Here is a 9,920-nt window from a genome sequence, read left to right on the forward strand (position 1 = left end):
TGCAGCCGTGTTGTGCAAAGTCAGGCTATGTAGCCCCGGTGTCATCGCCATGAAGCTTTGGTGATGCTTATATGACAGCCCACAAGGAGCCTCTTATGCCCTGGCAAACCCTGCTCAATCGCCGCGAACGCCTGCCCGCCAACGCTGACTTGGGCGAAGGCTTCGCGACCTTGTTGCATCAGTTGGGCACGGTCACGCCGTTCGAACTGGCGGTGGCCGGCGCACGCTTGATGGCGACGCCGGGGCTGGCGTTTCTGGTGGGTTATCAAGCGGCGTTGCGCGTGCTCTGGCCGAGCGCACCGCAGAGCCTCGGCGCCCTGTGCGCGACCGAACAACGCAGCCTGCGTCCGGCGGACATGCAGACCCGGCTCAAGGACCTGCGGCTGAATGGGCGCAAGGATTTCGTCACCGCTGGCGATGCGGCCGACTGGCTGCTGATTGCCGCCCGCAGCGAGGAGCCCGGTGAAAAGCCGCGACTGAGCCTGGCGGTGGTGTATCCCGGCGAACCGGGCGTGCGCCTGGAAAAACTTCCGGCCATCCCGTTGATGCCGGACATCAGCCATGGTCGGGTGTTTCTCGACAATGCTTTTTGCGAATTACTGGCGGGGGATGGCTGGGATGCTTACGTCAAGCCGTTCCGCACCCTGGAAGACATCTATGTGCTGAGCGCCATGACGGCGTGGTTGTATGGCGTCGGTCAGGACAGTGACTGGCCGCAAACTCTGCAACTGCGCTTGCTGGCGCTGTTGGCCGGGTGTGCTGAGGCCAGTCGCCAGGCGCCAAGTAGTGCGGCCGGGCATGTGGTGCTCGGAGGGTTGTTTGCGCAGTTCGATGGGCTCAAGGCTGAGGTGGATCAGGCGTTGGCGGGTGGGCCGCCGTTGTGGGCGGCGATGTGGCAGCGGGATCAAGCGGTGATGGATCTGGCGGCGGGGGCGCGGGGGAAGCGGCTGGCCAAGGCGTTGGCGGGATCTTCGCTGGATTGACTGGCCTCTTCGCGAGCAAGCCCGCTCCCACAGGGGATCTCCATTGCACACAAATATTGTGATCACTGAAGATCCCCTGTGGGAGCGGGCTTGCTCGCGAAAGCGGCCTCATAAACACTGAAAATGCCAAAACTGTAACCAACCTCAACTAGTCTCAGCAGGCCCTTCCCCCCGAGCACCCACCATGTTCAAAGGCGTGTCCCTTCTTTTCACACTCCTGCTCAGCCTGACGGCCCACGCCGAAAACTGGCCCGCCGAACAATGGTCGCAAGGCCCGGAAATGACCGGCCCGGCCCTTGATGCCCTGGAAACCTACGCCTTCCCGACCCGCGATGACGCCACGCGAACCGGCATCCGCACCGACGCCTTGCTGGTGATCCGCGACGGGCAACTGATCTACGAACGCTACGCCGGCGCGACCACCGCCGACACCCCGCACTTGACCTGGTCCATCAGCAAAAGCCTGATGGCGGCGGTGCTCGGCGTGGCGTATGGCGAAGGCTTGTTCTCGTTGCAGGACCCGGCGGTGAAGTTTTACCCAGCGCTGGAAAATCACCCGACGATCACCCTGGCCGACCTGCTGCACTGGGCGTCCGGGCTGGACTGGCAGGAAGACTACGAATACGCACCGCTGAAATCCTCGGTGGTGGCGATGCTCTACACCCGTGGGCATTCGAACATGGCGGCGTTCACCGCCGGGCACGATGAATATGCAGCGCCGGGCCAGGCGTTCCGCTATTCCAGCGGCGACAGCAACCTGCTCTCGGCGGCGCTGAAAAACATCGTCGGCCCGAGCCGTTATCCGGATTATCCGTGGACGGCGTTGTTCGAACCCTTGGGGATTCGCCATGCCGTTTGGGAAACCGACGCGACGGGTACATTCGTCGCCTCGTCCTACGCCTACCTCACTGCTCGGGATCTGGCGCGTGTCGGTTTGTTGATGGCCCGCGATGGACGTTGGGGTGATCGGCAATTGCTGCCCAAGGATTGGGTCGCGTTCAATCGCGAACCGTTTGCCGGTTATCGCGCCCATCAGGACGAGGCGGTGCCCGGCGGCCAGTGGTGGCTCAATCGCGCGGTGGATGGCGCGGAGCAACCTTGGCCCGATGCTCCAGCCGATACTTTCGCTGCGTTGGGGCATTGGGGTCAGGCGCTGTATGTGATTCCCAGTGAGCATCTGGTGATCGTCCGCTATGGCGATGATCGCGACGGCAGCTACCGGCACAACGAATTGCTCAAGCTTGCGCTGAAGGCGTTTGCCGGGAAGGGGCAGCCATGAGCCGCTTTATTCGCCGCCGTCCCTTTACCAGCGTTTTCCTGTTGCTGCTGATTTTGCTGTTCGGCTGGATCTGGCAGGAGCGAGTGGCGCTATGGGCGTTTCCGGACATCATCAGCGCCTACACCGCCAAGGAATATTGCTCGTGTCGTTACGTGATGAACAATGACGCCGGGTACTGCCGTGGCTACGTGAAGCAGTGGTTGCCCTTCAGCGGGTTTACCGATGATGAAGCGACCAAACGCGTGACGGTCAGCGGCATGGGGCGCAGCAATAGCGCGCAGTGGATCGGCGAGCGCCAGGGCTGCCGCCTGCAACCCTGATGGCAATGATGCTTTTTGTGGCGAGGGGGCTTGCTGTGGCGAGGGGGCTTGCCCCCGTTGGAGCGCGAAGCGCTCCCAAAAAACGGACAATGATTTCTTCCAGATAGATCGCGTATACAGGTTTTGCGACTGCTGCGCAGCCGAGCGGGGGCAAGCCCCCTCGCCACAAAAAGCAGGGTGTCAGTGACTGATGGTTTGCAACCCGTCTCCGCCCGGTTAAGGTTCGCTCAGGTTTATCTGCCCCCCGAGTGTCTATGTTCAACCGCTCCCTTTGCAAAACCCTCGCCTTCCTGCTGCTGGCCGGGGCCTCGCTGTCGGCCCAGGCCGATTGGTACCTGGACGGCGAGTCTTCGCGGCTGTCGTTCATCAGCACTAAAAACGCCAATATGTCCGAGGTGCAGCGCTTTCTGGTGCTGCACGGCAAGGTCGAGCCGACGGGCCTGGCGCGCGTGGAAGTCGAGATGGACTCGGTGAACAGCGGCATCCCGCTGCGTGACGAGCGGATGCGCAAGGACCTGTTCGAGATCCAGACTTTCCCCGAAGCGCTGATCACCGCGCAGATCGACCTGCGCCCGATCAACGATCTGGCACCGGGCGCGCAGCTGGAATTGCGTTTGCCGCTGACCGTCAACCTTCACGGCAAACAACACGAATACACCGCCGAACTGTTGGCGACCCGGCTCGATGACCGGCGCTTTCAAGTGGTGACCCTGGAGCCGCTGGTGATCAACGCTGAAGATTTCGACCTGGCCCCGGGGCTGGAAGGTTTGCGTAAAGTCGCCGGTTTGTCGGCCATCAGTCTGTCGGTGCCGGTGAGTGCGGTGCTGATTTTCACGGCCCGCTGACATGGCCGGTGCCGTATTTCCGTGGCGTGAAGGCAACCATTTCGAGTTGCTGATCGACGGTCCGCAGTTCTTTCCGCGCATGTTGGTGGCGATTGCCCGCGCCGAAGAACAGGTCGAACTGGAGCTGTATCTGGTGGAGGCGGGGGCCTGCGCCGAGGCGATGGTCCAGGCGCTGGTGCAAGCCGCCGAGCGCGGCGTGCGGGTGCGTTGCCTGTTCGATGACTATGGCAGCCTGGCGTTTACGCTGAATCTGCGCCAACGTTTGATGGCGGCGGGGGTTGAGCTGCGTTTCTACAATCGCCTGAGCTGGCGGCGTTGGGTCGGCAATTTTTATCGCGATCACCGCAAGCTGTTGTTGGTGGATCAGAACCTGGCGGTGGTCGGTGGCACCGGTGTCACCGACGAATTCTGGACGCCGGGCGAAGACACCAGCGAATGGCACGAAGTGATGGTGGAAATCAGCGGGCCGCTGGTGCTCGACTGGCAGTTACTGTTCGACCGCCAATGGATCGCCAACCGCCATCGCCGCGCCTGGAAACCCGCATCGCACTTCGGCCTGCCGCGTTTGCCTCGAGTGCCGTCCATGGGCGAGGGCATGGGCCGGGTCGCTTATGCCGACGCCCGCCAGCACCGGGACATCCTGCAGTCGCTGTTCCGCGCGTTGAACAGCGGCCAGAAACGTATCTGGCTGGCCACGCCGTATTTCCTGCCGACCTGGAAAGTCCGCCGCTCATTGCGCAAGGCTGCCGCGCGGGGCATCGACGTGCGCCTGCTGCTGACCGGACCGCGCACCGATCACCCGTCAGTGCGCTACGCCGGGCATCGCTACTACCCGCGGCTGCTCAAGGCCGGGGTGAAAATCTTCGAATACCAGCCGTGTTTCCTGCACCTGAAAATGGTGCTGGTGGACGACTGGGTCAGCATTGGTTCGTGCAACTTCGACCACTGGAACCTGCGCTTCAACCTGGAAGCCAACCTCGAAGCGCTGGACCCCGGATTGACGGCGGCGGTGGTAACGAGTTTCGAGAAGGACTTTGCGCTTAGCCAGGAAGTCAGCCTGGAGGCGTGGCAACGCCGACCGCTGTGGCGGCGGGTAAAGCAAAGGATTTGGGGATGGGTGGATCGGCTGGTGGTGAACCTGCTGGATCGACGCGGCTAATCGCTAACACCCCATGCCAATGTGGGAGCGGCGGTGCGACGATTCGACTTGCTCGCGAAGACGGTGTGTCATTCAAAATTGATGTCGACTGACACACCGCTTTCGCGAGCAAGCCCGCTCCCACAGGGGATTGGCGTCGGGCACAGAATTTGATTTCAACTCAAAACAACTGTGGGAGCGGGCTTGCTCGCGAAAGCGGCCTGACAGTCAACAGAGATGCTGAATGTGACGGCCTCTTCGCGAGCAAGCTTCGCTCCTACAGGGGGATTGGCGTCGGGCGCAGAATTTGATCGCTACCCGAAACAACTGTGGGAGCGAGCCTGCTCGCGAAGGCGGCTTAACATTCAATAAATACTTTGAATGACAGGCCTCTTTCGCGAGCAAGCTCGCTCCCACAGGTTTTGTGGCGTTTGGATAATTACAGCAGTTCAAAGCTCTGCTGCGTCACGTCCTGGGAGTCCAGGCCGATCTGCACGTTGAACTTGCCTGGTTCCGCGCCGTACTTGAGTTGGGCGTTGAAGAACTTCAGGTCGTCCTCGGTAATGGTGAAGTGCACGACTTTCTGTTCGCCGGCCTTGAGCATGACTTTCTGGAAGTTCTTCAGTTCCTTGACCGGGCGGATCATCGAGCCGGTCACGTCCTGGATGTACAGCTGCACCACGGTTTCGCCGTCGCGCTGGCCGGTGTTTTTCACCATCACGCTGGCGTCGAGTTTGCCGGTCTTGTTCAAGGTGGTCGACGACAGCGCCATGTCGTCCACGCTGAACGTGGTGTAGCTCAAGCCGAAACCGAACGGGAACAGCGGCCCGGTGGTGTCATCGAAATACTGCGAGGTGTAGTTGCCCGGTTTGCCCGGCGTGAACGGCCGGCCAATGCTCAGGTGGTTGTAGTAGGTCGGAATCTGGCCCACCGAACGCGGGAAGGTGATCGGCAGTTTGCCCGACGGGTTGTAGTCGCCGAACAGCACGTCGGCGATGGCGTTGCCACCTTCGGTGCCGCTGAACCAGGTTTCCAGAATCGCGTCAGCCTGCTCTTTCTCTTCGAGAATCGACAGCGGACGGCCGTTCATCAACACCAGCACCAGCGGTTTGCCGGTGGCTTTCAGGGCCTTGATCAGCTCGCGCTGGTTGGCCGGGATGTTCAGGTCGGTACGGCTCGACGATTCGTGGGACATGCCACGGGATTCGCCCACCGCTGCTACCACCACGTCAGCATCCTTGGCGGCTTTCACCGCTTCGTCGATCAGCACTTGGGCCGAGCGCGGATCATCCACCACTTCCGGGGCATCGAAGTTGAGGAAGTTGAGGTAATCGAGGACCTTCTTGTCGCTGGTGATGTTGGCGCCACGGGCGTAGATCAGCGTGGCTTTGTCGGCCACGGCGGCGTTCATGCCGTCGAACAGGGTCACCGATTGCGCCGGCTTACCGGCGGCGGCCCAGCTGCCCATCATGTCGATCGGCGCTTTGGCCAATGGACCGACCAAGGCGATTTTCGCGGTTTTCTTCAGGGGCAGGGTGTCGTTCTGGTTTTTCAGCAACACCAGGCTGCGGCGCGCCACGTCGCGAGCTTCCGGACGGTGGAGGCGGTTTTCGGCATACGTATCGGCCGGGTCATCCTCGGCCTTGCCGATACGCAGGTACGGGTCCTTGAACAGGCCCATGTCGTACTTGGCTGCCAGCACCTCACGCACGGCGTTGTCGATGTCCTTCTGGTCGATGTCGCCCGACTTCAACAGCCCCGGCAGCTCTTTGCCGTAGAGGGTGTCGTTCATGCTCATGTCGATGCCGGCCTTGATCGCCAGCTTCGCCGCTTCACGACCGTCCGCCGCGACGCCGTGCTTGATCAGCTCGAAAATCGCCCCGTGGTCACTGACCGCCAGGCCCTTGAAGCCCCATTCCTTGCGCAACAGGTCGTTCATCAGCCAGGTGTTGGCGGTGGCCGGCACGCCGTTGATCGAGTTCAGCGCAACCATCACCCCGCCAGCGCCGGCATCAATCGCGGCGCGGTAGGGTGGCAGGTAGTCCTGGTACATCTTGACCGGGCTCATGTCGACCACGTTGTAGTCGCGACCGCCTTCGACCGCGCCGTACAAGGCGAAGTGCTTGACGCTGGCCATGATGCTGTCGGCCGCATTGGCGCCCTGGCCCTGGAAGGCCTTGACCATCACGCCCGCAATGCGCGAGACGAGGTAGGTGTCTTCACCGAAACCTTCGGAAGTCCTGCCCCAGCGCGGGTCGCGGGAGATATCGACCATCGGCGCGAAGGTGATGTCGAGGCTGTCCGCCGCGGCTTCCTTGGCGGCGATGCGCCCGGAGCGTCCGATGGCGTCCATGTCCCAGCTCGACGCCAGGGCAATCGGGATCGGGAAAATGGTGCGGTGGCCGTGGATCACGTCGTAGGCGAAGAACATCGGGATCTTCAACCGGCTGCGCATGGCCGCGTCCTGCATCGGACGGTTTTCCGGGCGGGTGATCGAGTTGAACGTGCCCCCGATGTTGCCAGCGGCGATTTCCTTGCGGATCAGCTCCCGAGGCATTTCCGGGCCGATGCTGATCAGGCGCAACTGGCCGATTTTTTCATCGAGGGTCATTTGCTTCATCAGGTTGCTGATGAAGGCGTCCTTGTTCTCCAGGGGTGCGGGGGTCGTGGCGGCCAGTACGTTATGACTGGCCAGACTGACGAACAGGCCCAGCAAACACAGCTTCTTCATGAATAGTTTTCTCAAAGGCCTAAACGGCAGTGGATACGCGCCGGTCAGCCAAAATTTAGGGAGCGACTATTGTTGTTCGGGCGTTGTTCAGGAAAATGCAGCACACTTCTGAACTCTTTTTCGCGCAGGGCATCTTTTAGCCCATTGGCCCGATGCAATCCAGTGGTGGCGGCAGATTATGCCTCATCCGCCGGGTTTGAAGGCCGCAGGTTGTTTTTCAACGGAATGTGCACGGGAGCATCACCTACATGAATGTTCGACTCAACTATCGTTCGAGCCTGCAAGTTGCAGCGCTGATGCTGCTGACCACGCTGCTGGCCGGCTGCGGCATCAACAACATCCCGACCCTGGATGAACAAGCCAAAGCCGCCTGGGGCCAGGTGCAGAACCAGTACCAGCGCCGCGCCGACCTGATTCCCAATCTGGTGGAAACGGTCAAGGGCTATGCCAAGCACGAAGAAGACACCCTGACCGCCGTGATCGAAGCCCGGGCCAAGGCAACGTCGATCCAGGTCGATGCCAATACGTTGGACAATCCGGAAAAACTCAAGCAGTTCCAGCAAGCCCAGGATCAGCTGACCGGTGCCCTGAGCCGTTTGATGGTGGTGTCCGAACGCTACCCGGACCTCAAGGCCAACCAGAACTTCCTGGCGCTGCAATCGCAACTTGAAGGCACCGAAAACCGCATCGCCGTGGCCCGCCGGGACTTTATCCTCGCGGTGCAGAAGTACAACACCGAAATCCGCACCTTCCCCGGTCGCCTGTGGCACAGCGTGATGTACAGCGATTTGCCGATCCGCGAAACCTTTGAGGCGACCAGCCCGGATGCTGAAAAAGCGCCGCAAGTGAAGTTCTGATCGACGCCGCTTAATGGCGGACGAGTAACCCCATAGGAGCAGCCTTCGGCAGCTCCTACGGGAGGTGTTGATGGCGGTACACGGATGAGGTTGCCAATGCGCGTGTTGAAGATGGGCCTGGTGCTGTTGCTCTGGGTGGTTGCGATCACGGCCCAGGCCGAGTTGAAGTTCCCGCCGCTGACCGGGCGGGTGGTGGACAACGCGCAGATGATCGAGCCAGCGGTGCGCGAGCAGTTGACCCAGCAACTCCAGGCCCACGAAACCGCGACCGGCGAGCAATTGGTGGTGGTGACGCTGCCCGATTTGCAGGGCACCGACATCGCCGATTTCGGTTATCAACTTGGTCGCGCCTGGGGCATCGGCCAGAAGGACAAGAACAACGGCGCGCTGCTGATCGTCGCTCGGGATGAGCGCAAGCTGCGCATCGAAGTCGGTTACGGCCTGGAAGATCGCCTGACCGACGCCCAGAGTTCGGTGATCATCAACCAGGTGATCACCCCGGCATTCAAGACCGGCAATTTCAGCAAGGGTATCAGCGATGGCGTCGCGGCGATGCTGGTGGTGTTGGGCGGCAGTTCGCTGGACGAGCCATCGACTGTCTATGAGCCGCGAGGTGATGAGGACAGCGATTTCGTTTCGCGGCATCCCGGCGTGTTCATCTTTTTGGTCATGTTGTTCATCCTGACTATTTTCGTCCTGCAAATGCTGGGTATCCTGCCGGCCGGCCGGGGTGGCTCCGGTGGTTCGAGCGGCGGTTTCGGCGGTGGAGGTTTCGGCGGCGGCGGTGGAGGCGGTGGGGGCTTCAGCGGCGGCGGGGGCAGTTTTGGGGGCGGCGGTTCGTCGGGCGGCTGGTGAGAATAATAATGAACGAGCATTTTTAACCATGGCATTACTGACTGAACACGAACAACGCAAAGTCGCCGAGGCGATCGCCCGGGTCGAGCGCGAAACCGACGCCGAGCTGGTCACCGTGCTCGCGGCCCGCGCCGATGACTACGCGTACATCCCGTTGCTGTGGGCCAGTTTGCTGGCGCTGGTGGTGCCGGGTGTCGTGCATTACCTGACTGGTGCGCTGACCATGCACAGCCTGTTGCTGGTGCAATGGGCCAGTTTTATCGTGCTGTGCCTGGTGTTTCGCATTCCCAAAGTCACCACCCACCTGATTCCGCGTCGGGTTCGCCACTGGCGTGCGTCGAACCTGGCGCGCCGACAGTTTCTGGAGCAGAACCTGCATCACACCGTCGGTGGTACCGGGATGCTGATTTTTGTCTGCGAAGCCGAGCGTTACGTGGAAATCCTGGTGGACGAAGGTATTTCCAAGCGACTGGATAACAAGAGCTGGGACGCGATCGTCGCGGCGTTCACCCAACAGGTGAAACAGGGGCAGACGTTGCAAGGGTTTGTGACCTGCATCGAAGCGTGCGGCGAATTGCTCAAGGTGCATGTGCCGGTGACGCAGGTGAGGAATGAATTGCCGAATCGGTTGGTGGTGTTGGGGTAGGGGCGGATTTTTTCGTTCTGCTTTAGAACCACCCCTCACCCCAGCCCTCTCCCCAGAGGGGAGAGGGGGCCGACCGATTTGTTCTTTCGAGCTGCATCGACCTGAAAAACCGGTGTCGAACTCAGGATTTGAAAAGCCCCCGATCGGCTCCCTTTCCCCCTCTCCCCTCTGAGGAGAGGGGGCCGACCGATTTGTTCTTTCGAGCTACATCGACCTGAAAAACCGGTGTCGAACTCAGGATTTGAAAAGCCCCCGATCGGCTCCCT

General features: G+C 61.2%; 9 protein-coding genes. 8 read left to right on the forward strand and 1 reads right to left on the reverse strand.

Features of this window, described 5'->3' with window-relative positions; genetic code table 11:
* Positions 1-95: 95 nt before the first annotated feature.
* The 5 genes from ACIQY3_RS04750 (at position 96) to ACIQY3_RS04770 (ending at position 4,586) form a co-directional block, all read left to right on the forward strand.
* Positions 96-983, forward strand: coding sequence for an acyl-CoA dehydrogenase (locus ACIQY3_RS04750; protein ID WP_403017763.1), 888 nt, complete (start codon positions 96-98; stop codon positions 981-983).
* A 184-nt stretch (positions 984-1,167) separates the two neighbouring features.
* Complete coding sequence (locus ACIQY3_RS04755) at positions 1,168-2,262, forward strand: serine hydrolase domain-containing protein (protein WP_403017764.1); 1,095 nt, start codon at positions 1,168-1,170, stop codon at positions 2,260-2,262.
* Positions 2,259-2,582 carry an amidase gene (locus ACIQY3_RS04760; protein ID WP_403017765.1) on the forward strand — a complete coding sequence of 108 codons (324 nt, stop codon included), beginning with the start codon at positions 2,259-2,261 and terminating at the stop codon, positions 2,580-2,582. Before ACIQY3_RS04755 ends, ACIQY3_RS04760 begins: the two co-directional genes overlap by 4 nt.
* A gap of 254 nt (positions 2,583-2,836) precedes the next feature.
* Entirely contained in the window at positions 2,837-3,427 is a 591-nt protein-coding gene (locus ACIQY3_RS04765) for a YceI family protein (RefSeq protein ID WP_403017766.1), read from the forward strand.
* Position 3,428: 1 nt separating this feature from the next.
* A complete protein-coding gene (locus ACIQY3_RS04770; RefSeq protein WP_403017767.1) occupies positions 3,429-4,586 on the forward strand; it encodes a phosphatidylserine/phosphatidylglycerophosphate/cardiolipin synthase family protein in 1,158 nt (385 codons plus the stop codon).
* Between the two features lie 418 nt (positions 4,587-5,004).
* On the opposite strand, the gene bglX is transcribed toward ACIQY3_RS04770, so the two are convergent.
* Positions 5,005-7,296 (reverse strand): beta-glucosidase BglX, encoded by a 2,292-nt coding sequence (bglX, locus tag ACIQY3_RS04775; RefSeq protein WP_403017768.1) that lies wholly within the window; start codon positions 7,294-7,296, stop codon positions 5,005-5,007.
* A gap of 248 nt (positions 7,297-7,544) precedes the next feature.
* Between bglX and ACIQY3_RS04780 the strand changes: the two genes are divergently transcribed.
* From ACIQY3_RS04780 to ACIQY3_RS04790, 3 genes are all read left to right on the forward strand, one after another.
* Positions 7,545-8,153, forward strand: a complete 609-nt coding sequence (locus ACIQY3_RS04780) for a LemA family protein (protein WP_054046835.1) — start codon at positions 7,545-7,547, stop codon at positions 8,151-8,153.
* Between the two features lie 96 nt (positions 8,154-8,249).
* Positions 8,250-9,008, forward strand: a complete 759-nt coding sequence (locus tag ACIQY3_RS04785) for a TPM domain-containing protein (protein ID WP_403017770.1) — start codon at positions 8,250-8,252, stop codon at positions 9,006-9,008.
* Positions 9,009-9,036: 28 nt separating this feature from the next.
* Positions 9,037-9,654: a TPM domain-containing protein gene (locus ACIQY3_RS04790; RefSeq protein ID WP_403017771.1), complete on the forward strand. Its 618-nt coding sequence runs from the start codon at positions 9,037-9,039 to the stop codon at positions 9,652-9,654.
* The last annotated feature ends 266 nt before the right edge of the window (positions 9,655-9,920 follow it).

It is taken from the genome of Pseudomonas sp. NPDC096950 (genome assembly GCF_044762525.1).
Classification (GTDB): Bacteria; Pseudomonadota; Gammaproteobacteria; order Pseudomonadales; family Pseudomonadaceae; genus Aquipseudomonas.